This window comes from Alteromonas nitratireducens, from assembly GCF_040812025.1.
GTDB lineage: Bacteria > Pseudomonadota > Gammaproteobacteria > Enterobacterales > Alteromonadaceae > Alteromonas > Alteromonas nitratireducens.
On record NZ_JBFNPK010000015.1, the window covers coordinates 54,501 to 79,167 of the forward strand.

The 24,667-nt window shown below is 52.5% G+C and carries 18 protein-coding genes and 1 other RNA gene; 13 read left to right on the forward strand and 6 right to left on the reverse strand.

Annotated elements, in window-relative coordinates:
• The first annotated feature begins 152 nt into the window (after positions 1 to 152).
• Together zapE and AB1N33_RS12990 are read left to right on the forward strand one after the other, a co-directional pair.
• A complete protein-coding gene (zapE, locus tag AB1N33_RS12985) occupies positions 153 to 1,250 on the forward strand; it encodes a cell division protein ZapE (RefSeq protein WP_411271990.1) in 1,098 nt (365 codons plus the stop codon).
• A gap of 98 nt (positions 1,251 to 1,348) precedes the next feature.
• Positions 1,349 to 2,077: a YebC/PmpR family DNA-binding transcriptional regulator gene (locus AB1N33_RS12990; protein ID WP_411271991.1), complete on the forward strand. Its 729-nt coding sequence runs from the start codon at positions 1,349 to 1,351 to the stop codon at positions 2,075 to 2,077.
• Positions 2,078 to 2,136: 59 nt separating this feature from the next.
• Here AB1N33_RS12990 and AB1N33_RS12995 read toward each other — a convergent pair whose 3' ends face one another.
• Entirely contained in the window at positions 2,137 to 2,595 is a 459-nt protein-coding gene (locus AB1N33_RS12995) for a hypothetical protein (RefSeq protein WP_411271992.1), read from the reverse strand.
• Between the two features lie 133 nt (positions 2,596 to 2,728).
• Between AB1N33_RS12995 and AB1N33_RS13000 the strand changes: the two genes are divergently transcribed.
• From AB1N33_RS13000 to AB1N33_RS13020, 5 genes are all read left to right on the forward strand, one after another.
• On the forward strand, positions 2,729 to 5,542 hold the full coding sequence (locus AB1N33_RS13000) for a methyl-accepting chemotaxis protein (RefSeq protein WP_411271993.1): 2,814 nt from the start codon (positions 2,729 to 2,731) through the stop codon (positions 5,540 to 5,542).
• Between the two features lie 85 nt (positions 5,543 to 5,627).
• Positions 5,628 to 5,976, forward strand: an RNA gene (gene rnpB / locus AB1N33_RS13005) — RNase P RNA component class A.
• Between the two features lie 482 nt (positions 5,977 to 6,458).
• On the forward strand, positions 6,459 to 6,968 hold the full coding sequence (locus AB1N33_RS13010; protein WP_411271994.1) for a hypothetical protein: 510 nt from the start codon (positions 6,459 to 6,461) through the stop codon (positions 6,966 to 6,968).
• Positions 6,969 to 7,046: 78 nt separating this feature from the next.
• Complete coding sequence (locus AB1N33_RS13015; protein WP_411271995.1) at positions 7,047 to 7,796, forward strand: fimbrial biogenesis chaperone; 750 nt, start codon at positions 7,047 to 7,049, stop codon at positions 7,794 to 7,796.
• A 9-nt stretch (positions 7,797 to 7,805) separates the two neighbouring features.
• Positions 7,806 to 11,165: a fimbria/pilus outer membrane usher protein gene (locus tag AB1N33_RS13020; protein ID WP_411271996.1), complete on the forward strand. Its 3,360-nt coding sequence runs from the start codon at positions 7,806 to 7,808 to the stop codon at positions 11,163 to 11,165.
• Here AB1N33_RS13020 and AB1N33_RS13025 read toward each other — a convergent pair.
• A complete protein-coding gene (locus tag AB1N33_RS13025; protein WP_411271997.1) occupies positions 11,047 to 11,553 on the reverse strand; it encodes a hypothetical protein in 507 nt (168 codons plus the stop codon). The genes AB1N33_RS13020 and AB1N33_RS13025 overlap by 119 nt on opposite strands.
• A 144-nt stretch (positions 11,554 to 11,697) precedes the next feature.
• On the opposite strand from AB1N33_RS13025, the gene AB1N33_RS13030 reads away from it, so the two are divergent.
• Positions 11,698 to 12,189 carry a 3'-5' exonuclease gene (locus AB1N33_RS13030; RefSeq protein ID WP_411271998.1) on the forward strand — a complete coding sequence of 164 codons (492 nt, stop codon included), beginning with the start codon at positions 11,698 to 11,700 and terminating at the stop codon, positions 12,187 to 12,189.
• Here AB1N33_RS13030 and AB1N33_RS13035 read toward each other — a convergent pair.
• Both AB1N33_RS13035 and metK read right to left on the reverse strand, forming a co-directional pair.
• Positions 12,186 to 12,689 (reverse strand): hypothetical protein, encoded by a 504-nt coding sequence (locus tag AB1N33_RS13035; RefSeq protein WP_411271999.1) that lies wholly within the window; start codon positions 12,687 to 12,689, stop codon positions 12,186 to 12,188. The two genes, AB1N33_RS13030 and AB1N33_RS13035, sit on opposite strands and share 4 nt — an antisense overlap.
• 202 nt (positions 12,690 to 12,891) lie before the next feature.
• Positions 12,892 to 14,037, reverse strand: a complete 1,146-nt coding sequence (metK, locus tag AB1N33_RS13040) for a methionine adenosyltransferase (RefSeq protein ID WP_411272000.1) — start codon at positions 14,035 to 14,037, stop codon at positions 12,892 to 12,894.
• Positions 14,038 to 14,396: 359 nt separating this feature from the next.
• Between metK and tkt the strand changes: the two genes are divergently transcribed.
• The 5 genes from tkt (at position 14,397) to AB1N33_RS13065 (ending at position 21,005) form a co-directional block, all read left to right on the forward strand.
• Complete coding sequence (gene tkt / locus AB1N33_RS13045; protein ID WP_411272001.1) at positions 14,397 to 16,388, forward strand: transketolase; 1,992 nt, start codon at positions 14,397 to 14,399, stop codon at positions 16,386 to 16,388.
• A gap of 18 nt (positions 16,389 to 16,406) precedes the next feature.
• Entirely contained in the window at positions 16,407 to 17,420 is a 1,014-nt protein-coding gene (gene epd, locus AB1N33_RS13050) for an erythrose-4-phosphate dehydrogenase (protein ID WP_411272002.1), read from the forward strand.
• A 32-nt stretch (positions 17,421 to 17,452) separates the two neighbouring features.
• Positions 17,453 to 18,628 (forward strand): phosphoglycerate kinase, encoded by a 1,176-nt coding sequence (locus AB1N33_RS13055; RefSeq protein WP_411272003.1) that lies wholly within the window; start codon positions 17,453 to 17,455, stop codon positions 18,626 to 18,628.
• Positions 18,629 to 18,733: 105 nt separating this feature from the next.
• On the forward strand, positions 18,734 to 19,633 hold the full coding sequence (locus AB1N33_RS13060; RefSeq protein ID WP_411272004.1) for a fructose bisphosphate aldolase: 900 nt from the start codon (positions 18,734 to 18,736) through the stop codon (positions 19,631 to 19,633).
• Positions 19,634 to 19,811: 178 nt separating this feature from the next.
• Positions 19,812 to 21,005 carry a GGDEF domain-containing protein gene (locus AB1N33_RS13065; RefSeq protein WP_411272005.1) on the forward strand — a complete coding sequence of 398 codons (1,194 nt, stop codon included), beginning with the start codon at positions 19,812 to 19,814 and terminating at the stop codon, positions 21,003 to 21,005.
• On the opposite strand, the gene ppx is transcribed toward AB1N33_RS13065, so the two are convergent.
• Positions 21,002 to 22,531 (reverse strand): exopolyphosphatase, encoded by a 1,530-nt coding sequence (gene ppx, locus AB1N33_RS13070; protein ID WP_411272006.1) that lies wholly within the window; start codon positions 22,529 to 22,531, stop codon positions 21,002 to 21,004. The two genes, AB1N33_RS13065 and ppx, sit on opposite strands and share 4 nt — an antisense overlap.
• Positions 22,532 to 22,537: 6 nt before the next feature.
• The gene (ppk1, locus tag AB1N33_RS13075; RefSeq protein WP_411272007.1) at positions 22,538 to 24,616 is read right to left on the reverse strand and encodes a polyphosphate kinase 1; all 2,079 of its coding nucleotides are present in this window, start codon (positions 24,614 to 24,616) and stop codon (positions 22,538 to 22,540) included.
• Positions 24,617 to 24,667: the final 51 nt, after the last annotated feature.

Sequence of the window (24,667 nt, forward strand, 5' to 3'; positions counted from 1 at the left end):
GGCGTCACCAAGGTATAAACAGGCCATTGGTGATCAGGTGAGCGGATTCTACCGTGATTTACAACGAAATTAAGGTCATAATTGCATTTTTCAAGCAGGTCAGCGCAGCTGAATACCGTTAACCGAACAAACAGCGAGGAGATACACAGGCGATGACGCCCTGGGAAAAGTACCAACAGGATCTTACCCGTCCTGATTTTCATCACGATCCTGCGCAGGAAAATGCGGTCAGGGAGCTTCAGCGTTTATATGATGATCTGACTCACCCCGGTAAAAAAATGTCGTGGCGGGTAAAAATTAAAGCCGCCTTCGGTAAAGGGCATAAAAAGCCGGGCATTCAGGGTATCTACTTCTACGGTGGTGTAGGGCGGGGCAAAACCTACCTCGTCGATACCTTCTATGAATGCCTGCCGTTTGAGAAAAAAATGCGGGTGCACTTTCACCGGTTTATGCACCGTGTGCATGACGAACTGAAACAACTGAAAAGTGAGCAGGACCCGCTAAAAAAGGTGGCGGCGAAGCTGGCCAGAGAGACGCGGGTTATCTGTTTTGACGAATTCTTTGTGTCAGACATCACCGATGCAATGATTCTGGGAACGTTAATGGAGGAGCTGTTCGGTCACGGTATGGTGCTGGTCGCCACGTCCAATATTGTGCCGGATGAGCTGTACAAAAACGGCTTACAGCGCGCCCGTTTTCTGCCTGCCATTGATCTGATTAATCAGAATACCCGGGTAGTTAATGTAGACAGCGGCATTGATTACCGCTTGCGTACGCTTGAGCAGGCTGAAATTTACCACTACCCCCTTGATGAGGCAGCAACACAGAATCTGCATGATTATTTCGGGCAACTGGCGCCGGAGGTTGGCACCGAGAATAAAGTCATAGAGGTCAATCACCGCAAAATTCAGACCTGTCGTGATGCTGATGGCGTACTGATGATTGAATTCAAAGCCCTTTGCGACGGTCCCCGCAGCCAGGCTGACTACATTGAGTTAAGCCGCTGTTACCATTCAGTGCTGGTGGCGAATGTTACACCAATGGGGCAAAACAACGACGATGTTGCACGGCGTTTTATTGCCATGGTTGATGAGTTTTACGAGCGCCACGTAAAACTCATTATGTCTGCAGAGGTGCCGATGGATGAACTCTACACGGGCGGGCGTCTGGACTTCGAATTTAAGCGTTGTATGAGCCGCCTCAAGGAAATGCAGTCCAGAGAATATCTGGCGCGGGAGCATTTACCGTGACAGGCTTATCAAGCCGGTGAATGTAGGGTAGAATCCGTGCAATTTTTTCGGTCGGCGATGCCGGCCTGACCTGTTATCGAAGATAGAGAAAGATCACGATGGGAAGAGCGTTTGAAGTAAGAAAAGCCGCCATGGCAAAAACCGCCGGGCAGAAAACCAAGGTGTATTCCAAATACGGTAAAGAAATTTACGTCTGCGCCAAGAATGGCGGCACTGATCCGGAGACTAATCTGTCACTGCGTCGTCTGATGGACAAGGCGAAAAAAGACCAGGTGCCCAGCCACGTAATCGAGAAAGCCATCGATAAGGCCGCAGGCGGCGCAGGCGAAGACTTCCAGCCGATGCGATACGAAGGCTTCGGGCCCGGCAACTGCATGGTCATTGTCGACTGCCTGTCTGATAACGCCAACCGCACCATTACCGATGTACGTAACTGCTTTACCAAAACAAATGCCAAACTGGGTGCCCAGGGGGCGGTCAGTCACATGTTTGATCACATGGCTGTTTTCCAGTTTGCCGGCGATGACGAGGACGCGGTGCTGGAAGTGCTGATGGAAGCCGACGTTGACGTATCTGATGTTGAGTGCGAAGACGGCAAAGTGACCGTCTATGCACCGCATACCGAATTCTTCCAGGTAAAAACGGCGCTGACCAACGCATACCCTGAGATGACGTTTGACGCAGAAGAAATCAGCTGGATCCCGCAGACGGAAACCGAGATCAGTGAAGACGACATGCCGATGTTTGAAAAATTCATGGACATGCTGAACGACTGTGACGACGTGCAGGATGTTTACCATAACGCGATCACACCGAATCGCGACTGATAGCCGACCGGTTCTCGCAGAAAAAAGCCCTCATCAAGAGGGCTTTTTGTTATCTGGAATCAGTCCCGGTTGACCTGATGGCAGGCGGCACAGGCGCCGGACACTTTACCGGCAAAATAATACCGGGGCTCTGCCAGTGAGGCCGCTGTTCGGGCCTGATCGACTGTAGCAACAAAGTCACCCATAAAATCATCCATGTAGGGATGGTTTGACCCTGATTTGCTTTGTAGTGAGGAGGCAATTTTGCCGATACTGTTCAGCGCAGCCATGACTTCCTTTTGCTGCAATGCTTGCGCGTCTTCATCGCTGCCTGCGGGCGACTGCAGTGCAATATCGAGTAACCGGATCTGGGCGGCCATTTTAGCCATGTCAGACTTTATTGATGTTGGCTCAATATAATTGAAATCGGGCGGGTACGTGACTTTACGCACGTCAGACAGTGAGCAGCCCATGGCGGTGAGCCCGAGTGCCAGTGCACAGACCCCTGCGATCCGTGCGTTGCGGGTGAAAAACATCATGCGACTTCCTTAGTAATATGGCAGCGTGTTCCCTTTTGTAATACGGCACTTTCAGAAGGGCGTCAAGCAAGACCGTCGTCTCGAGAGTACCTCAACCAACCCTTGCAAGGGGGATGCTCACGGCGATGTTGCGTTGAGCGACAGCGTAAAATTATCTATTCTCAGTGTGTCGGTATTGACCTGGATTGGTCAGTTACACATAGCGCGTGCAGAGGTTGTCATGCTGAATAAAATAAAAATACGTCCCGCTTTTTATCTTCTATCTTCTGTGGTGAGTGCCGTGTATCTGTCTGCATGCGGAAGCACGTCTGTGCCGTCGCCGCAGAACGCATCTGTCAACGCACAAGCCAGTGCAAACCCGACTGGTCAGAAAAACGTCTCACCATTTCAGGTATCGGACGTTGGCTACATCAGCGCGTGGAGCTGGCTGTCTAACGTTAATTTTCAGAAAGAAGAATGGGAGTTTCTCCTCATTCCTGAAGATAATGTGCAGTCAGTGACATTCAGAGCCGATTTTAGTCTGGACAATATTGGACGCGGCGCCTTCTGGGGCTATGCACTGCGGCACAAATATACTGGACGTATATTACCGGTCTACGGTGAGCTGAAAGCCCGCGGCACAGACAAATACAGTGGTGAGTCTCTCCCTTTGATAATGCAGGGATATTTTAATCTGGCAGCATTTGGCAGTTTTGAGCGCGATGATTCGACGTCTGAACGCTTGCGCTATGTCGGTCTTACCGGCTTTTCGGGCCAGCGCTGGGTGGAAGGCAGGCAGGACAGTTTTAATCAGCACGTCATGATTCGACAGGCGCGGGACAAACGTTATTGTGAATTCGTCTATGATTTTTGGGATGGTAGCCGCCAGGGCTCAGGCATCGAGTATGAGAACTTATCGCCCCTGCGGTTTGCACACGGTCATACCGTAGACATGCAGGGCGAGCAATGGCTGGTTTACAGTAATTTGCCAAGACCCGTTAACATGGAACTGATAGCGCCAAGTCCGGAAATTCTGTCAGCGTTAATGGGCACACTGCAAACACTGCCTCAGGTCAATTACACCGCCACATTTTCTTACGCTGACGATCACCTTGATTGTCGTTATGCAAAGGTGTACGGAGGCGTAAATGTGGGCAATAAACAACATGACTACAGCCTGTTTTATCCCGAAGTCTCACAGTTTGGCGCCTTGTTAAAACGGGGAGATAGCTTCCGCTGGCGCTCAAATCATCTTGCTTACAGTTTTGCCAGAGAGATGTTTGGCACTAAACCAGGCGCAATGGGGAAATTTCTGGCGCTAAGTCGGTATGAACCGGCAATGGATAAAGAACGTCGCGATCGAGAACTCAATCTGATGCAGCTTACCGAGTTCTCGCCCGATTTTGTTTATGCTCAGGGACCTGCCGGGCAACTGGAAATATGGCAGTTGGGAGGGCCCGGTGAGTCGCTGGGATATGCATTGGCAAACACCGTGCGTCATCGTTTCCCTGTTCATGTCGAGCAAGCTGCACGTCTGGCAAGTCAGGGGTATCTTGAAGAATGTCCCGACGGCATGCGATTGCTGACCGGTGACTGCTATGGTGAGTTCTACCCTACGGTCAGGCGCAGTGAGTCTGGCGAGCAGGTAGAAATATGGCATTCGGCAGACGAGCGTACGCTGTTTGCCTGGAACCCCAGCAGTAACAAACTTGAAACGACTGACCTGCCACCATTAAGTGAGGGGATGGCGGCGCAGATCAGGCAACGGGATAGTTTTTTATGTCAACAGTTAGCGGAGAATCTGGCCCGCATTGACCAGCGCCTGCAGCGCCCTTTCATGAGTCAGCGCCCTTATTCTGACTGGTACGACAATTATGTTCCGCGTTTTCTTGATTACATACAGCGAGGTGAAATGACGCCCGCTAATCAGGGGCCCAGAGATGTGGCGAGTCGCCTTGAGCGAGCGGAATACACAGGTATGAATGAACTCAGTCGGCTGCTAAACCAAGCGAAGCGGGCGGAGAAACTGGCCAGCCCGGAGTTATGCCCCGACACCAAAGCACTGGCAGCATCCTATGTGCCTATGGTTGAGTCACTGCGCAGTGAGTTATCGTCCACGCTCGGTGAGATTACTGATGTAGTGCACAACCAGGCCAATCAGCTGGCACGTGATATTTATCAGGCGGAAAAAGCGCGGCTCAGAGCTGAAACTCGCGCCTGGAACCGGCAATTTTGGGCCAATGCAATGAATGAGCTTCGTGCTACCGTCGATATTTCTCAAACTGTAAACGACATTACTCAAAGAACCAACCAGATGTATCTCGAGGCAGTACGACGCCAGGAGGCTATGAAGCAAGCGCGGGAGAAGCAGGTAGCCGAGATGACGCGAGAGCAGACCGCGTCACAATCTCGGACTGAAATACGTTCTCAGCCTCAGGTTTCATCTCAGGCTACGCCGCCGGCAACACAGCCAAAACCTGCCTATGAAGGGTTTCCACAGCAGCAGTCTATAACCATTCAGGTGCCAAATGCTGTTGCGCTGGCAGATCTTGATAAACCCGGTCAGTATGGTGGTGCCCAAACGGTCGTCATACCCGGATCAAACCCTGCTGCCAACTCAGGGGGGGCTTCCACGCAACAGCCAGAAAAGACAACACGAAAAGATCGATATCTTGAATCCCTGGCATATTGTTATCCTAAAAAAAGCGACCCCGATAAATGGTTCTGTGATGGCATTTATCAAAAGATCCGCCTTGCGGATACACTGGATTCAGCATTATCAGCCGTGGCCTGCAACGTAGTAAGAAAGTGGGTGGCGTTTAAAGACGGCAGACTTTATTACTGTGATAAGAAGCGGCTGAATGTCGATAGCAATACCGGTAATCTCACGTTTAACCGGGATATTTCGCGCTGGATTGATATCCCTGCGCCGTTACTGGAAGAGCGCCGCGAATTCGATTCACGCTAAATAGACAAGGCCCTGACTATTGTTACCTCATAAAAAGATGTTGATGGCATCGCGCATCGCCCTGACTTCGGGTAGAATGCGCGTCGGAGTTGGCCAGGCAACCGCTGCTTTCATCAGAAAGGGGAGGAAAGTCCGGGCTCCACAGGGCAGGGTGCCAGATAACGTCTGGGCGGCGTGAGCCGACGACAAGTGCAGCAGAGAGTAGACCGCCTAAGCGCATCAGCGCCGGTAAGGGTGAAAGGGTGCGGTAAGAGCGCACCGCGCGCCTGGTAACAGGTTGCGGCATGGTAAACTCCACCCGGAGCAAGACCAAATAGGATCCCATAACGTGTGGCCCGCATGGGGATCGGGTAGGTTGCTTGAGTCAGTGAGTAATTGCTGACCTAGAGGAATGGTTGCCCACGACAGAACCCGGCTTACGGCCAACTCCCTCCTTTCCACTATTGCGCATCATGGTGCCCGGCACCAATAGTCCTCATCGTTACCCGGCATGTTGTGAAAAATCCGACAATGATCGCGACGCTGTCTTCCTGCAGCGCATTAATGACGGCGTTTTGCGACGCTGCAAAACCGTGCGATCTGACGGTAAAGATCTAAGATCCTGACCTTCCTGATAAAAATAACCAAAAATAGACGAAAGTATAAATCGTTGTGGCGCGTCGCTTTCTTGCCTCTGAAAAATAAATAAATCCTTCAAATACAAATTCTTACGTTGTTATCTTGTCCTGTTGATTGCTCGAGAGTACGACCATATTGCATTTGGTATTAAAGCGCATACTTGTGTATGAGATCGCATATGTGGTTTCATAGCGTTTCCACAAAAGTGGAAAAGTCAAGGTAGCTTATCTGCTGATTTTATTCAGGTTGTCGGATTTCCTTGGGATATAAAAATAATAAATGTAGGAATAATAAAAAAATGAAGAAGAGTATCCTCTCTTTAGCGCTAATCACATCCTTCTCAGGCTCAGTTCTGGCTGCTTCACAAACGTTTCAGGCGTCTGTGAATGCAATGCAGGATGCAACCATCGCTGAAACGTCTGCGCTGCACTTCGGTGCAATTCAGCCAACCGCTCTGTCTGTATGTACTATGGACAACGCGGGTGCGGTTTCAGGAGACTGTGATGCATCAGATGCCGCCATCAACATTGGCCTGATCACCGTTTCTGGTGTTGCTGCAAACGTACCGCTTAACGTGACTGTTACCGGTGGTTCATCTACTGAACTGACGTTTGCTGCGACTTACGACATCAATAACGCCACTGCGACACACGATGGTATTACTGACGGTACGCTAACCGCAGTAACAACTAACGGTCTTGGTGACGATCTGACGATTGATGTTTACGGTGCGATGACTGTCGATTCAACACTGACTGCGGGTAGCGCATACACTGTTGATTACACTGTGGACGTTGCGTTCCAGTAAACAGCCGTTAAAAGCACCCTTCGGGGTGCTTCCTTTTCTCATTTCCCGATTCTTCTGTTTTTGTTCGCAGGTGGCGTTATGTCTGTGATTTCACGTTTTCTTCTCGTTGTGCTTATGCTGCTGCCGTTTATGGCAAGTGCCAATATCACCCTGTCAAAATACCGCATTTATTTCGACGCTAATGACCGTGCCGAGGCGTTGCAGTTAAGAAATACCGGCGCAACTGATGCACAGTTCAGTGCAGAACTGGTGCTCTCAGCCATGACCGAAGAGGGCAAGGTGTATACCGTGTTTGAGGACGAGTTTGATGCCAGTCCGTTGCTGCGCTATTCGCCGAAGCGCGGAACGATTGGTCCCGGTCAGCGTCAGGCATTACGGTTTGCGCTGCGTAAGCCAGCCGGACTGCCCGAGGGTGAGTACCGTGCAGTGCTGAAATTAACCTCATCACTGGCAACGCCGGGCAATGGCAGCATCAATCTGAATAGTAAACTGGCCTACAGCATTCCGGTCATCGTCCGTCACGGACGCTTGAGCGCCACCACCACACTGACCCAGCCGCAAACGATAATGGTGAACGATAATCCACATATTCAGTTGTGGCAGACGCGCGAGGGAAATCGTTCGCTGTATGGTAATTTTATGGTAACCGATGAAGACGGTAATGAAGTGGGTGTGGTCAACGGTATCGCTACCTATCTGCCGCTGCAAAAACGAAAAGTACTGATTCCGCTTAAACCCGGGTTTCGTGGCCCGGTTACTATCACCTTCACTGAAAACGAAAATTACGGTGGCGATGCAGCGGCAACGCTGGACTATGTCGTAAAGTAGCCTCAGCCGATGCAACGACTCTTTGGGCTTCTGCTTGCCGGGTTGTTCAGCCTGGCTGTGCAGGCGTCCCCGTGTGCATATTCCCCAGCGTTTAAGGCGCTGGCGTTTGACGACAATGGGTTGCTTATCAGTGTCCTGCGCGTTAATGGCAGGCCCGTCAATGATGCGTTTGATGTGTATGACATTGAGGGGCATCTGCTGGTACCGGTATCCTTGCTGGCCGGGAGTCTTGGCGTTGCGTGGGAAAGTAAGCCGGAAGAGGCCACCTTCTATTCCACCTCTGAAGACGATCAAATCTGCCAGTTCTCTATCCGACTGACAGCAGGAGACAACGGGCAGTATGCCTGGGCAGTGGATGCCTTTGACGTTTACATTGATATACAGCTGGTCGCGGTGTTGCTTGACGCCGACGTCGAATATGACGCCAACCTGTTACAGCTGTCTGTGGACAGTCAGGCACTGGGTTATCCTCCGGCATCACAAGCGGTTCATATCCCCAACTTTTCGTCAGGCACCATTGATGAGCCGGATCGCCATGTCCCGGATGAATACCGCTGGGCGACAAGCCCGCTGGTCAATTACCGCCTCACCGGGCTGGTGGGCGATGACAATGAAGAACGGATCAATGCCAACCTTAACGCCAGTTTTGATCTGCTCGGACACGCCACCCAGTACAGGGTAGCCACGAACGGTGATGAAACCCAGCAGTACCTGAATTTCTCAAGGTATATTCCCATGGCAGAACAGTCCTGGCTGAATCAGGGGATAAGCTATGCCATCGGCGACGTGCAGCTACAGCGTGATGAACTGGTTAACCCGACAAGGCAAAGTCTTGGCGCCGTGTTTTACAGCGGTAATGACTTACCCCGAAGTTCTTTTTCATCGACTACGATCGACGCGGCAGTCCTGCCAGGATGGCGGGTACAGTTGTTTCGAAACGGCCAGTTTATTGAAGAGCGTTTCACGGAAAGCGACAACCGTATCGTGTTTGAGAATGTCGAAACGTTTTATGGTGAAAACTTTTTTGAGCTCAAGCTGTATGGGCCGGAAGGGCAACAGGAAACCCAGACGCGCACCGTGACGGTGGGACGTGATCAGATTGCTCCCGGAAAATTTGATTTTCTTATTGCCATGACCGACAACGCCCAGCGGTTACTGGATGGTGACATCAGTGAACAGCGCGATCAGTCGGCGACGGCACGGGCCGCGTTTGGTATCAGTGAGTCAACGTCGCTGTTTGGCAGTGTTCAGCAATTGTGGGGAGAAGAGAGCACGCGGTCCTATCTGACCATGGGAATGCATACGCAAATCAGTGGTTCCCTGTTGCGAGTTGAGGTCAGTGACCAGCAGTCAGCCGGGTACGGGGCCTTTCTGGGCTGGACAGGACGACTGGGGGGCGATACCCGGTTTAATGCAACAGCGCGTTTTTTTGAGGATTTTTCCAGCGATGTTTATGCCGAAGAGCTGGGGCTGGAGCAGGAACTCAGCCTGCGACTCAACGGCCGGCTGGACTGGCTGGGCTACATGGGGTGGGGACTGACCGCGATGCATCGCGGTTTCGAATCCCGTGACGATCAGAGCTCGCTGGCGCTGACGATGAACCGGAACCTGCTCGGCGGGACGTTCTCGGGGGGACTAACCTATACCGATGGCATGAGTGATGCGCTTGGCGCACGTCTCTACTACGCCAAGGAGCTGGGAGACTGGCAATTGTCGTCGTCATTTCAGTTTACGCCATCCGATAATATGCGCATGGACGATGCCTATGTGTCGTTGCGCTGGCCTCAGACCATCACCCAGTTTCGTGAAACCCGGCTGCAATATAACCCCAATCAGCCAGGCAGCGTGGAGTTGCGGCATCAGCACAACTGGCGGCTTGAACCGGTTAATCTAAGCCTTGCCGGCGCCGTCAGTAATGACGGGGACTGGTCGGTCAATCTGTCGCTCACCGGTGATTTCAGCTACAACACGGTCCAGGGTCAACTGGACTTTTACCGCTCCACCGGTGGGCGAGCCGCACGCATTGATGCGATGGCGTTTCTGGACGTTAACCGTAACCAGATATTTGACGGGCCAGATCAGGGGCTGCCAGGTGTCGGTGTAAGCGGCAATGCGTTGTGGCGTAATGCCAGGACCAATGAAAACGGGCAACTGGCACTGATTGCTAACCGTTCCAACCAGTTTGTCGGCATTGACCCGGCTACTCTGCCGGATCCCTTTATGCAGCCGGCAGACAGTGTGGTCGAGGTGCAAACGCATCCGGGAACCACCACGTCGGTCTATTTGCCGGTGATTACGTTTAACGATATCGATGGCGCGGTGTATCTGGTCAAAGGTGATGCCAGCCGCGGGGCTGCGCAGGTCACGTTGCACCTGATGGATGGCGATACCATCATCGATACGACACAGACTGAAACCGACGGGTACTTCTATTTTTCGCGGGTGCCGCCGGGTCAGTACCGGTTAGTCATTGATGACGGTTATCTTGAAAGTCGCCAGCTCACCGTCGTCAACCTGCCGGACAGCATCGTTGCGCCGGAAAACGGCAATGCTATCGGGATCCCGGATATTCGGCTGGTGCCGGTATCGGCGTCCCGGTCCCTCAGTGTGGCAGACGCCGCTGACACCGAAGAGACGCAGCAGGCCGTCGCGCGCACTCAAGGTCCATCACGCTATCAGATCCAGGTGGGAATTTTCCGCTTACCACGTTCAATCTACGAGGTGCTGCAGTATTTGCCGGTGCTGCCCTCCGAGCTGACGATGTACCGTCACCACGAACGGGCACTGACTTACGTGACGATAGGCAGTTATTCGACAGTGGAAGCGGCGCTTGAAACGCTGAACATCCTTACCCGCGTGCCCGCTTATCGCGGCGCATTTGTCAGGCCATCATCACACTTCGAGGGGCCGCAGTGGACGCGGGAATCAGTGTTTATGGATATAAAAAGTACGGTCAGCGCGTCGAATGAGTATGTACTGTCGGTGCCATCAACCACCCGGTTTTGTCAGCTTGCGTCCTATCGCGCACTGACATCCGTCAATCCTGCCATCCTGCGAAAACATCCGGACCTGATGATGGTGCTGCAGTCTGCTGGCAACACGTCGTTCTTCACATTGCTTGCGCCGTTAGAGACGGGCAGTACGGCGTGTGAGGACCACTATCTTGATCATGAATACCGGCAGAGCCCGTTTATCGTCGCTGCGGGCATATTACAGCCTCGTCTGATTGATATTGATGGGCTGGGTGAGGCTACTGAAAATTCACCTCTATCGTATAAGAAAAATGATACGTCTGACCTGCTTCAAGCGGCTGCAATACTGACAGATCGCCATATACCCGTAATGCGGCATCGGCCTCGGCTTCACTGACACTGACCAGCATCGCTTCACCATCACCGGCGCTGACAACCATCACATCATCAATCATCTGGCCAATGGAAGGTGAAAAGGCAATATTGTCATTGCTGATGCTGGTCACTGTGACCTGATAGGGCTGATTGGCAACCAGACCGCTAAGTGAAATCGCGGCAACTCCGGCATCACCGTTTGCATTGTCGCACTGACCTGAGAGTGTGTTGTTTTCAGACAGGCTACAGCTGGCGCTGTCGAGCGCGGTCAGCGTGCCGAAGTTCAGCGACGTCTGCTCGGTCAGTCCCGGTTCATCGTAGGCTTTCACCTGCGCCTGAAACACCTGGGACCCTGCCAGCGCATGCCAGGCAATGACAGTCGTGATAATCACAGCGGTTAATCTGTACACCTGTCTCTCAGTTTCATTGAATACTTAGCAAAGTATAGTGAAGATTTTTGAGGTTTGACGGCGGTTTGCCGAGGAAATTGGTTACTTGCACTTATTACCGGGCGGAGTAAGGTAGAAATATCTTTGCTTTATTACCGAGACGACGTGCCCATAGCTTTCATCCCCACCATTCTTGATATCGAGGCCAGTGGCTTTGGCGTACAAAGCTATCCGATAGAAATTGGTGTGGCGCGGTCAGATGGTGCCCGCTATTGTCGTCTTATCCGTCCGTTACCCCACTGGACGCACTGGGAAGCAGAAGCGCAGATGCTGCACGGTATTACCAGAGCGGAACTGACTGCAAATGGCACCGATGCCGTGCGGGTGTGCCACGAGCTTAATCAGTTTTTGGCAGGCCGTCAGGTTTACTCAGACGGGTGGGTAGTTGATTATCCCTGGTTAATCAGACTGTTTGGCGATGTCGGCATTCCCATGCAGTTTAGTTTTAGTGACATCGAATATGTGCTGAATTCTGCACAAATGTCACGCTGGCATATGATCAAGTCTGAACTGCAGTCACTGGCATCATTACAGCGACATCGCGCCAGTGCTGACGCACACCTTATTCAGCAAACATTTATTCAGTCGGCATCCTAAAAGTAGTAATGCACCCCAATGCGTAATGATGAGATATCGATGTCATTACCGATATTCCGGTGTTCAATCTCTACGGCCATATTCAGGCGGTTAGGATCGCCAAGCCGCCAGCCCAGACTGGCTGCAACGCCCGCCGTTGACGGCAGTACAACCCAGTCGAGCGCGTCGCCGGGATTGATGGTACTGGTTTGCACGGTGGCAAAAATTCGCTGGGAATAGAAGGGGCCAAGCTGGCGGCTGACACGTAATGCCAGCGCCTGGTGTTGTGTGATGTCCTGATAAAAAAACGCATCCGAGCCCGGCAGAAGGTGCGATTCATCGCGGGTAACCGCCAGTTGCCAGGCTGGCAGACGAGGGCTTCTGAACGTAATGGCTGACAGGCTGCCAGCCTGAAACGCCTGAACCTGATTGTCGGGTGTCGGGGTATAGGCGGCCTGGGCCTGCATAGCGGCAAGCAACATCAGGCATAGCAATAGCAACCGCGCGAATGGAGGGTTCATGCGTTCGTGTTCGCCCTTGAGAGTGTGCGTAAGGGATACCGTTAAGTGTAGAAACCAACCACAAACAACGCGAATAAAATTGGCGTTTTAACGTTATTTTTTAGCGTGAAAACTATCCGGGCGTACGCCAGCTGCAGCCTGAGGGGTGATACAAAAGGGGCAATAAATACCATGCCCGCCGTGTGGCGGGCATGTTGAGGACTTAAACAGAAGCTTTCAGCGCGTCGGCTTTATCGGTGCGTTCCCACGGGAATGCATCGCGACCAAAGTGTCCGTAGGCGGCAGTCGGTCGATAAATCGGGCGCTCCAGGTCGAGCATCTTAATCAGACCGTACGGACGCAAATCGAAATGTTCGCGTACCAGCGCCACCAGTGTGTTTTCATCCACAACACCGGTACCAAAGGTTTCAATGCTGATCGACGTAGGCTCGGCGACACCAATCGCGTACGAGATCTGAATTTCACAGCGCTTGGCCAGGCCCGCAGCAACAATATTTTTTGCCACGTAGCGACCTGCATAAGCCGCAGAGCGATCTACTTTGGACGGATCTTTACCGGAAAACGCACCGCCACCATGGCGTGCCATACCACCGTAAGTATCTACGATGATTTTTCTGCCTGTCAGACCACAGTCACCCATTGGCCCGCCAATCACAAAGCGTCCGGTTGGATTAATGTGGAACTGGGTTCTGGCATCCAGCCATTGTGCAGGCAGCACAGGTTTAATGATTTCTTCCATGACAGCTTCACGCACCTGTTCGGTGGTAACGGTGTCACAGTGTTGGGTAGACAATACAACCGCGTCGATACCTACCGGCACATCATTTTCGTATCGGAAGGTAACCTGGCTTTTTGCGTCAGGACGCAGAAAGTCGAGCTGACCAGACTTTCTGACTTCGGCCTGTTTTTGAACCAGACGGTGTGCGTAGGTGATCGGCGCAGGCATCAGTACGTCGGTTTCGTCACTGGCATAACCAAACATCAGGCCCTGGTCGCCAGCGCCCTGATCTTCCGGCCGCGCGCGGTCAACGCCCTGGTTAATGTCGGGTGACTGCTTGCCAATGGCGTTGAGTACTGCGCAGGATTCGGCATCAAAGCCCATATCAGAATGCGTGTAACCAATGTCTTTCACGGTCTGACGTGTCAGTTCTTCTATGTCTACCCAGGCAGAGGTTGTGATTTCACCCCCCACCAGAACCATACCGGTTTTTACATAGGTCTCGCAGGCTACCCTGGCGTGCGGGTCCTGCTCGAGAATTGCATCTAGAACCGCATCAGATATCTGATCGGCGATTTTGTCCGGGTGGCCTTCTGAAACTGACTCAGAAGTAAAAAGATGGGTAGCCATAAATTCTCCATTGAATACGTCACCGTAGCAATAAGGCTGCATTGTACTGATTTAATCTGCGAATGCCAGTCTTTACTTCTGGACGTCTAAAAGTCTATCTGTTACGTTTTGTTGACACGATACGATCAGAGTTATCGGCTTTTTTCCCGCAAACCAAAGTCGATAGGGTATAAACCTGCCCAGAGACTATTTACCGCCGTAAAACCATTGAACTGTGCGGGTGCTTGGGGGAGAATAACCGCCACATCTGACACGTGGTAAAAAGGCGCGCAGCGTAGTGACGCGCAGCGAAGTGAAAAGACACCGCTTACGCAACCATCATCCCGCGCCGGTCACACACACAACAATCAGGAGATAACATGCCCTCAAGACGTGAACTCGCCAACGCCATTCGCGCGTTAAGTATGGATGCCGTTCAAAAAGCTAAATCAGGCCACCCTGGTGCGCCGATGGGAATGGCCGATATTGCGCAGGTACTGTGGGGGGATTTCCTGAGTCATAATCCGGCGAACCCGGGTTGGGCTAACCGCGATCGCTTTGTGTTGTCGAATGGTCACGGCTCTATGCTGTTGTATTCGCTGCTGCATCTGACCGGATACGATCTGCCTATCGACGAGCTAAAACAATTCCGTCAGTTGCATTCACGTACGCCGGGTCACCCGGAATACGGTTATGCGCCAGGCGTTGAAACAACAACCGGTCCGCTTGGGCAGGGGATCAGCAATGCCGTCGGTATGGCTGTTGCTGAAAAAGTGCTGGCCGCGCAGTTCAACCGTGATGGCTATGACATTGTCGATCACTACACCTATGCTTTCCTTGGCGACGGCTGTCTGATGGAAGGGATTAGTCACGAAACCTGTTCACTGGCGGGCACGCTTGGTCTGGGTAAACTGATTGCATTCTGGGACGACAACGGCATTTCTATTGATGGTGAGGTAGAAGGCTGGTTCACTGACAATACGCCAGAGCGTTTCCGTGCCTATGGCTGGCAGGTGATTGAGCATGTTGATGGCCATGACGCAGATCAGGTCAGTGCTGCAATCAAACAAGCGCAGGCGAATACCACGCAGCCAACCCTGATTTGCTGTAAAACGATCATTGGTTTTGGTTCTCCTAACAAACAGGGTACCGAATCGTGCCACGGCGCCCCGCTGGGTGACGACGAAGTGGCGGCAGCCCGTCAACAACTGGGCTGGAACTACGCGCCTTTTGAGATTCCGCAGGATATTTATGCGTCCTGGGATGCGCGTGACGCGGGTCAGCAGGCTGAAGCAAGCTGGAACGAGACGTTTGCTGCTTATCAGAAAGCCTTTCCTGAACTGGCGAAAGAATTCTTGCGCCGGGTTAATGGTGAGCTGCCGGCCGACTTTGCCAACAAAGCGGATGCCATCATTGCTGATCTGCAGGCGAACCCGGCGTCAGTGGCGACCCGTAAAGCCTCACAGAATACACTGAACGCTTTTGGTCCGCTGTTGCCTGAACTGCTCGGCGGCTCCGCTGACCTGGCAGGTTCAAACTTGACATTATGGGACGGCAGTAAAGGCGTTGAAGCTGGTGATGCAGGCGGTAACTATCTGTATTACGGGGTGCGTGAGTTTGGTATGTCAGCGATGATGAACGGTATTGCCCTGCATGGCGGCTTTAAAGCCTACGGCGCAACCTTCCTTATCTTTATGGAATACGCCCGTAACGCGGTACGTATGGCCGCACTGATGAAGCAGCCGGTCATTTTCGTTTACACCCACGACTCGATTGGTCTGGGCGAAGACGGTCCGACACACCAGCCGGTTGAACAACTGGTGGCACTGCGCTCTACCCCTAATCTGGATAACTGGCGTCCGTGTGATCAGGTTGAGTCAGCGGTGGCCTGGAAAGCAGCGCTGCAGCGTAAAGATGGCCCGACGACGCTGGTGTTTACCCGTCAGGGGCTGCCTCAGCAGTCACGCGACGCGGAGCAGGTCGCAGCAATCGAGAAGGGCGGTTACATTCTCAAAGATTGTGCCGGCACACCTGACATCATTCTGATTGCCACCGGTTCTGAAGTACAACTGGCCGTGGAGGCTGCGGCCACGCTGACAGAAAAGGGTAAAGCAGTGCGCGTGGTGTCGATGCCGTCGACTGATGTATTTGAGCGTCAGAGTGCCGAATACCGTGAACAGGTGCTGCCTTCGTCTGTCACCAAGCGCGTCGCTGTAGAGGCGTTGTCCAAAGACAGCTGGTACAAATACGTTGGTCTGAATGGCGCCATTGTCGGCATGGACAGCTTTGGTGAATCCGCACCGGCAGATGCACTGTTCAGACACTTTAATATCACGGCGGACGCCGTGGTAGACGCCGCCCTGTCTCTGTAACGCTGCGGTACTGCACCTATGCTCAGAGTGGCCATTAACGGGTTTGGCCGTATTGGCCGGAATGTGCTTCGCGCCCTGTATGAAACAGGGCGCAACAAAGACATTCAGGTGGTTGCCATTAACGACATTGCGCGCCCCGAAGGTATTGCGCATCTGCTGAAATATGACACCGCTCACGGCCGTTTTGGTTTTGACGTCACGCTTAGGGGCAATCAGCTTGTTGTGGATGGCGATGCAATCCGCTTGCTGGCACAACCGGATATTGACCTGCTGCCATGGCGTGAGCTGGGGGTCGATATTGTGCTGGAATGCACCGGGGTATTTACCGACCGTGAAAGCGGGCAGGCTCATCTCAACGCCGGCGCCGGTAAAGTCCTCTTTTCTGCTCCTGGCACGCCTGACCTCGACAACACTGTCATCATCGGCTGTAACGAAGAATCACTGATGCCGTCTCATCGCCTGGTGTCAAACGGATCATGTACTACCAATTGTATTGTGCCGGTGATCCAGGTACTCGATGATGCCTTTGGTGTTGAAAGCGGCACCATCACCACTATTCATTCGTCGATGCATGACCAGCAGGTCATTGATGCTTACCATGACGACCTGCGCCGCACGCGCGCAGCCAGTCAGTCAATTATTCCGGTTGATACCCGGCTGGCCCGCGGTATTGAGCGTATTCTGCCAAAGTTTGCCGGGAAATTTGAGGCGATTGCTGTCAGGGTGCCTACCATTAATGTCACCGCAATGGATTTAAGTGTCACGCTAGATGCCAGCGTTACCATTGCGGATGTGAATGAGGCACTGAAGCGTGCGCGCACCGGCAGACTGCACGGTATTCTCGATTACACCGAAGAGCCCCTGGTGTCGGTTGATTTTAATCATGATCCCCACTCCTGCATCGTAGACGGCACCCAGACCCGGGTCAGTCATAAGCAACTGGTGAAAACGCTGGTCTGGTGCGACAACGAGTGGGGCTTTGCTAACCGGATGCTGGATACCGCGATGGCGATGCATCTGTGTGGGCACTAACCTGATAATCACACGTTAATAAGGATAAAAGTATGGCAATTCCCAGCATGAACGACCTTCCTCTTAAAGGAAAACGCGTTCTTATCCGTCAGGATCTGAACGTGCCGGTGAAAGAGGGCAAGGTGACGTCTGATGCCCGTATTCAGGCGTCAATTCCTACTCTGCGTGCTGCGCTCGATGGTGGTGCGGCCGTGATGGTGATGTCGCACCTCGGACGTCCGGTCGAAGGTGAGCCGGATGCCGCGTTTTCTCTGCAGCCGGTGGTGGATTACCTGAATGCGGTGATGGATGTGCCGGTTCGCCTCGAAAAAGACTACCTCAATGGTGTTGAGGTTAAACCCGGTGAGCTGGTAGTGCTGGAGAACGTCCGTTTTAATCCGGGCGAAAAGAAAGACGATGACACGCTGGCTAAACAGTATGCCGCATTGTGTGATCTGTTTGTGATGGATGCGTTTGGTACGGCGCACCGTGCTCAGGCATCAACACACGGTGTGGTGAAGTATGCCCCTGCGGCCTGCGCAGGCCCGCTGCTGGCAGCGGAGCTTGACGCGCTGGCGAAAGCCCTGGATAACCCGAAGCGTCCGATGGTTGCCATTGTGGGCGGGTCGAAAGTATCGACCAAGCTGAGCGTCCTTACGTCACTGGCGGGTAAGGTCGACCAGCTGATTGTCGGTGGCGGTATCGCAAATACCTTCATTGCAGCGCAGGGACATAACGTCGGTAAATCGCTGGTTGAAATGGATCTGGTTGATGAGGCGAAAGCCCTGATCGCAAATGCCCAGGCCAATGGCGGTGATATTCCGGTGCCCACCGACGTGGTTGTCGGCAAGGCGTTTGATGAAAACACCCCGGCCACCCTCAAAGCTGTAAGCGATGTCGCTGATGATGACATGATTTTTGATATCGGCCCGGACACCTCAGCCACGCTGGCCGGGATCCTGAAAAATGCCGGCACCATTGTTTGGAATGGTCCGGTTGGTGTTTTCGAGTTTGATCAGTTCAGTGCTGGGACCGAAGCACTGTCAAAAGCCATTGCAGAAAGTGACGCATTTTCGATTGCCGGCGGCGGTGACACGCTTGCGGCAGTAGATAAATATGAAATCGCTGATAAGATATCGTATATCTCAACAGGCGGCGGCGCGTTTCTGGAATTTTTAGAAGGCAAAACCCTGCCTGCGGTGGCGGCACTGGAAGAAAAAAATCAATAACACAGTGCGTCGAACCGGGCTGGCGGGCAAGTTGTCCGTCAGCTGAAACAGAATTATAAACCCTACATCTGCCCTGACGGGCAGCACACCAAAGGAGTGTTGCGAATGGCATCACAAGCACAACAGGCCATGCTGGACAAACTGAAAACCCAAACCGGCTTTATTGCCGCGCTGGATCAGAGTGGCGGCAGTACCCCCAAAGCCCTGAAACTTTATGGTATTGATGAGTCGGCGTACAGCAATGACGACGAAATGTTCGGTCTGGTTCACCAGATGCGCACCCGTATCATTACCAGTAAGGCATTCAGTGGCGAGCGCGTTCTGGGCGCCATTTTGTTTGAAAATACCCTCGATCGTGACATTGAAGGGATGTCATCAGCACACTACCTGTGGCAGAAGAAACGCGTTATTCCGTTTTTGAAAGTCGACAAAGGGCTGGCTGACGAGAAAGACGGCGTGCAGGTGATGAAGCCGATGCCAGAACTCGATGCGTTGCTTCAGAAAGCGGTTGCACAGGACGTATTTGGTACAAAAATGCGCTCGGTGATCAAACTGGCCAACCACGAAGGCATTAAAGCCGTGGTTGCGCAGCAGTTTGAAGTGGGTAAACAAATCCTCGCGGCGGGTCTGGTGCCTATCATTGAGCCGGAAGTAGACATTCACAGCCCGGAAAAAGCAGAAGCCGAAGCACTGCTGAAGCTGGAAATTCTGGCTCAGCTGAATCAGCTTGATGCAGGTCAGGAAGTGATGCTGAAGCTCACGTTGCCGGAACAGGCCGACTTTTATAAAGAGCTGGTCGATCACCCGCGCGTGCTGAAAGTGGTGGCACTGTCTGGTGGCTATTCACGTGACGACGCCAATGAAAAGCTGAAACAGAATCATGGCATGATCGCCAGCTTCTCACGGGCGCTGACTGAAGGCATTTCTGCTACCCAGAGTGATGACGAGTTTGATGCTGCACTGGATGAGGCTATCGAGTCTATCTACCAGGCATCGGCCAGTTAATGTCCTGCCGGGTGCCGCCAGTATGGCGCCCGGCTTTTCCCTCACCAACAATCATCGCGCACGGTGATGATAATTCGTTATAATAACTCCTAAGACAAGATTGATGCCCACGGAGGTGCGGGCGACACTTACCCTGTAAGTGTTAAGGCCGGGATGCACCGTTACTAGGTAGTCGTGAGTGAGCACATCTGCGTTTATCCTATTTCAGGCTGTACTGCTGGCAGTAATTGCTGTCACCGGGTTTATCTTTACCTACGCGCTGCCTGTTCCTTCCCAGAAGCATAAAGCGAAAGCAGCCGAATATGCCCGCCTGTTTTTGCTGACGATGACAGCAACACAGGTCTGTCTGTCGGTTCGGCATTTACCCATCATGTCACTGTTCGGCGCTGCCTTTGACCCGGTCCTCATTTACGTGCTTGGCTTTAACCTGTTTGCGATAGTCAGTGCTTACTTGCTTTACATGACGGTAGTGAATCGCTATGGCCATGCGGTCAGGCGTCAGCAACGGTTGTTTATGGTGGTCCACGTGCTGTTGCTGGAGTTAGCCAGCCTGTATTTCTATTTTGTTATCCCCAGCGAAACCACCCGTGATCTGCTGATGCTGGGCAGCTGCGTTATTCCGGTTGTGATGGCCACGCACCGTATCTGGCTGTTTCTGCCGCAGGGCAGCAAAGGCGACACCGTGCTGTTGTCGGTGCTGATTGCCACGCTGGTTATCATCTGCGTGTGTGCACCGGTTTACCTGACGTTCCTGGCTGGCGACGAGTTTGAGCAGACCATAATGGGACTGCTGATGAATGTGTTTTTGCAGTTGTTGTTTATCATGGGATTTGCGGTCAGCGTGGTGCAGTCACTGGTCAACCGGCTTCATCGTCAGGTGTTTACTGACGCCCTGACCAAGGTTCATAACCGTCACTTCTTTTACAATATGACGCCGAAACTGCTGGAGAACGCCTCGCGTCTCAACCAGACCATGGCCGTGATCGTCTGTGACATCGACCATTTTAAGTCAGTCAATGATACCCATGGCCATGTTGTTGGTGACAAAGTGCTGCGCCATTTTACTACCCTGTTACAGACCCAGTTGCGAAAGGACGACGTGCTTATTCGTATGGGCGGAGAAGAGTTTTTGATCCTGCTGCAGAACTGTGACGGTGAGACGGCGGCGCTGCTGGCCGAACGTTTACGGGAAAAAGTCAGTGCCAGTCCGCTTAAGCACCAGAATAAGTCCATCAGCATCACGGCGTCATTTGGTGTGGTTGATGTGGCACCCGGCGCTGACCTGTTTAAAGGGGTTAATCAGGCCGATGAGGCGCTGTACAAAGCCAAAGATACCGGACGCAACCAGGTTATCTGTGTTAACGGGCCCTAAGCAACCGTCAGGGTGAGTGAGAGCGCCTTCAGGTATTGCGCCTCCTGCTCAAGGTCGGCAGCCAGAATTGGCTTTTCTTCGAGCCAGCCTGATGGAAACGTGAGTGCGAGACTGTGCTTGTCTGCCTCGATGGTAAATTCTGGCAGAAACTGCTGCTGACGCTTGATGTTCAGTAAGGTGGCCAGTCGTAACAGCGCTATAAGGCGGCCTACCGCCTGCTCTTCGTACTGCGAAAATACCGGCAGTTCTGCCAGACGAATTTTTTTGCGGTGAAAGCGTACCAGCGTCGCCAGCAACTCCTGTTGTTCCTGAGTGAATCCCGGCATATCGACATTGGACAGAATATACGCGCTGTGTCGCTGCACGCCGCGTGAATTAATCTGTATGCCTACTTCGTGCAGCATAGCCGCCCAGCCCAGCATGCTGCGAAAATCCTTGTGCTTCAGTTTCCAGATCTTCTTCACGGCATCAAACAGCGTCATCGAGGTATTCAGTACCATGGTCGCCTGTGCCGTATCCACATCGTAGCGTGTCGCCAGGCTGCTGGCTGTTCTGCCGCGGATATCCGCATGATGCAGCTCATCTTCCATCTGATAGAGCACGCCCTCCCGCAGTGCCGCGGACGAATAAGTCAGACCCTCAATACGTAACGCTTTGAAAATGGCGATGAGAATAGCCAGCCCAGCGGCAATCACCGGTAAACGGTCCTCACTGATCGTCGTGGTATCGAGCTTATCGATGTGTCCCGCCTCGACAAACTGCTTTTGCAGTGCCTTCAGATGCTTAAGCGTGACAGGTATTTCGTGGCTGCCGTCGTTTGTGGTCTGTGCCAGCATGTACAGCGCACGGATGGTACCCGAGGTACCTATGCACTGAACCCAGCCAAGCTGACGGTATTTACTCTCAATCAGTTCCAGTTCCTGTTCGGCCGCAGTGATCGCTTTACTGAAAAGCCTGGCGGTCAGTTTGCCGTCGGCGAAGAAACGCTGGGTGTAGCTGACGCAGCCCATCTGGAGACTGCGGCATAGCAGTGGCGTAAACCCCTCGCCAATAACAAACTCGGTTGAGCCGCCACCAATATCCACCACCAGTTGCTGCCCTTCGGTGTGGGTGGTATGCGCCACACCGGAATAAATCAGACGGGCTTCTTCGTTGCCGGAAATAATTTCAATGGGGTAGGGCAGGATATTGCGCGCCGCGCGGATAAAATCGCGGGCATTACGGGCTTTTCGTAAGGTATGCGTGGCTACAATGCGTACCGAGTCTGGTTCGAATCCTTTCAGGCTCTCTGCAACCACTGCCAGGGTACGTAATCCGCGCTCGATAGCCTCGTCAGACAGGATGTCATTGTCATCAAGCCCTTCGGCCAGCCGCACTTTTTGTTTTACCCGGTGAAGGATCTGCACTGAGCCCGCCATAATGCGTGCCACCACAAGGTGAAAGCTGTTAGAGCCAATATCCAGTGCGGCAACCTTACTGGCTTCTCTGGCGGCGACGCTTTCCAGCGCGGTTTCGTGTTGTACCATTGGCGTTTACTTCGCGAGTTTTTCTTCCTGCTTTTTCAGGTAGTGGTAAATCTCAACCTGAGAGCGGAGTTTTCTACGGTTTCCTCTGCGAACGTAACGGTTGGTCTGATCCTTGTCAATCACCCGGGCCTTCAGCGTATCTTTAAACTGAATTTCAAGGATATCGACAATCTGCTTTTGTAGTTGCGGATCGTAGACCGGGCAACCGACTTCTATGCGGTTGTCCATGTTACGTGTCATCCAGTCGGCGGACGAAATAAACACCTTCCGGTCTCCGCCGCCCTCAAACACCAGCACCCGAGGATGCTCCAGGAATCGGTCGACTACCGAAATAATCTGGATGTTTTCACTCAGGCCTTTCTGACCCGGGATCAGTGAGCACATGCCGCGTACAATGCCGCGAATTTTCACTCCTGCCTGACTGGCGCGGTATAAGTCGTCAATCAGTTCTTTGTCGACCAGGTTATTCAGCTTGAATGTGATACCGGCTTTGCGCCCTTCTTTCAGGTACTGTATTTCCTGACGGATCAGCGACTGAATTTTTGTGCGCGAGTTCAGCGGAGAAATCTGCAGGTGCTGGAACTTGTAGCGACGATACGGATACTGGATTAGATCAAACACCGAGGCGGCTTCTTCTGCCAGTTCCTGATTGCGGGTAAACAAACTGAAGTCAGTATAAATTTTTGCGGTTTTTTCGTTGAAGTTGCCGGTGCCAAAGTGGGCATAATTAACTAGGGTACCGCGTTCCTCGCGCGTCACCAGACACAGCTTACTGTGTATTTTTAACGTTGGAATGCCCAAAATAACGCGTATACCCGCGTCGGTCATCCGCTTCGACCACTCTATATTGGCTTCTTCGTCAAAACGTGCCCGCAGCTCTACCACCACCGTGACTTTCTTACCGTTGTCCACTGCATCTATCAGGGAATTGATGATCCGTGATTTACTCGCGACCCGGTAGATATTGATGCGGATGGCTTTGACATTGGGATCAAAGGCGGCCTGCCTGACAAACTCTGTGAAATGCAGAAACCGGTGATAGGGGTAATACAGCAGAATGTCATGCGCGGTGATGGCGTCAAACACCGTGTCGTAGCCGGAGAACTGCCGTGAATCAATGGCAGGCAGTGGCGCATGCTCCAGGTATTCACGGCCGACATTTGGGAAGCCGATGAAATCCTTAAAGTTACGATAATGTCCTGCGGCATGCATGGTATCCAGCGATGTGATTTTAAGACGCTTGCGCAAATCCTTGACCATATCCGGCGGCATATCGTAGTCATAAATGACCCGTACGGGTTCTGCAATCAGCCGCTGTTTCATGCTCTCAGACATTTTCTCAACGTAACTTTCATCAATTTCATCGTTGATGGAGTATTCGGAGTCACGCGTCATCTTAAAGGAATAGGCTTCAATACTGTCGAATTTCACGAACCCGCGAAAAATATCCTCCAGACACAGCTCAATCATGTCATCCAGCATCACCAGATGCTTTTTCTTGCGGCTTTTTTCCGGTGGTATCAGCATGAAGCGTGACATTTCAGTGGTAGGTACCTGCACCACCGCAAACTTAGTGTTGCGGCCCTCGCGGCGAAGCGCCACGTAAAGGTAAACCGACGTGCCGTTGAGACGGCTGAGCAGGTCGGTTTTTTTGTCAATCAGAATTGGCGCAATGTGCCTGAGTACCTTGTTCACGAAAAAGTTTCTTACCCAGGTGCGCTGATAGTCGCTGAGCTCGTTTTTCTGAACAATAAAAATGTTATAGCGTGCCAGTGCCTTAAGTACGTCCTTGTGAATGGTGTCGAACTTATCTGACAGTTGTACCACCTTGGCCTGAATTTGCTCCATCAGCGCAATCAGCTTATTTGCCTCTTCCTCATTGTCATCATTCTGTGCAATGGTGATCTGGCGTTTCACGTCGGCGGCCCGCACCCGGTAGAACTCATCGAGGTTGTTGGAGTAGATGCCAAGAAAGCGCAGCCGCTCCACAGCCGGCGTATTAATGTCGGCGGCTTCCTGAAGTACGCGCTCGTTAAACGCCAGCCAGCTGATTTCTTTCGGATAATAAAGTTCTGGAGAATCCATAGTGTACTAAGTAGATATTTAAAAAATACGTAAGCTTGCCAGCCTACGGTG

Coding starts and splice junctions, on each gene's coding strand:
- zapE (WP_411271990.1), top strand. CDS start 153: ATGACGCCCTGGGAAAAGTACCAACAGGATCTTACCCGTCCTGATTTT.
- AB1N33_RS12990 (WP_411271991.1), top strand. CDS start 1,349: ATGGGAAGAGCGTTTGAAGTAAGAAAAGCCGCCATGGCAAAAACCGCC.
- AB1N33_RS12995 (WP_411271992.1), bottom strand. CDS start 2,595: ATGATGTTTTTCACCCGCAACGCACGGATCGCAGGGGTCTGTGCACTG.
- AB1N33_RS13010 (WP_411271994.1), top strand. CDS start 6,459: ATGAAGAAGAGTATCCTCTCTTTAGCGCTAATCACATCCTTCTCAGGC.
- AB1N33_RS13015 (WP_411271995.1), top strand. CDS start 7,047: ATGTCTGTGATTTCACGTTTTCTTCTCGTTGTGCTTATGCTGCTGCCG.
- AB1N33_RS13020 (WP_411271996.1), top strand. CDS start 7,806: ATGCAACGACTCTTTGGGCTTCTGCTTGCCGGGTTGTTCAGCCTGGCT.
- AB1N33_RS13035 (WP_411271999.1), bottom strand. CDS start 12,689: ATGAACCCTCCATTCGCGCGGTTGCTATTGCTATGCCTGATGTTGCTT.
- metK (WP_411272000.1), bottom strand. CDS start 14,037: ATGGCTACCCATCTTTTTACTTCTGAGTCAGTTTCAGAAGGCCACCCG.
- tkt (WP_411272001.1), top strand. CDS start 14,397: ATGCCCTCAAGACGTGAACTCGCCAACGCCATTCGCGCGTTAAGTATG.
- epd (WP_411272002.1), top strand. CDS start 16,407: ATGCTCAGAGTGGCCATTAACGGGTTTGGCCGTATTGGCCGGAATGTG.
- AB1N33_RS13055 (WP_411272003.1), top strand. CDS start 17,453: ATGGCAATTCCCAGCATGAACGACCTTCCTCTTAAAGGAAAACGCGTT.
- AB1N33_RS13060 (WP_411272004.1), top strand. CDS start 18,734: ATGGCATCACAAGCACAACAGGCCATGCTGGACAAACTGAAAACCCAA.
- ppx (WP_411272006.1), bottom strand. CDS start 22,531: ATGGTACAACACGAAACCGCGCTGGAAAGCGTCGCCGCCAGAGAAGCC.
- ppk1 (WP_411272007.1), bottom strand. CDS start 24,616: ATGGATTCTCCAGAACTTTATTATCCGAAAGAAATCAGCTGGCTGGCG.